The sequence below is a fragment of the Shewanella sp. 1180_01 genome (assembly GCF_052850535.1).
Genome location: NZ_VXCT01000212.1, coordinates 1 through 316 on the forward strand (window position 1 = coordinate 1; position 316 = coordinate 316).

Consider the following 316-nt stretch of genomic DNA (forward strand, 5'->3'; position numbering starts at 1 on the left):
GGTTGCCTCCTTAAACGCCGCCTCTAACTTGGGCAGCCCTAAATCACAGGCCGTGGGTTGGCACCACAAAGCAAACTGGCGCGGTGTCGGCCAAAACTGCCTATCGCCCTGCTCGCGTCTGGCGCGATTCAACCCCGCTTGCACTTGCTCTCGGCTGGCAATCCCCTGCGCCGCCAGAGTTTTAAGCCACTCGGCTTTGTGGGTTGCTTCGTCCTCAGGCCGCGGCGCACTCACCGGAAACAACACCCGCAACTTGCTAAACACGCTGTCCACAATCGCCATGTCCATCGCCGTGGGCTCAGGTTGGCTCACACGC

General features: G+C 61.1%; 1 protein-coding gene. It reads right to left on the bottom strand.

Annotated elements, in window-relative coordinates:
• Positions 1-316 (bottom strand): replication protein P (locus FW758_RS24905; protein ID WP_446446860.1); only part of this gene is annotated, 316 nt, incomplete at both ends.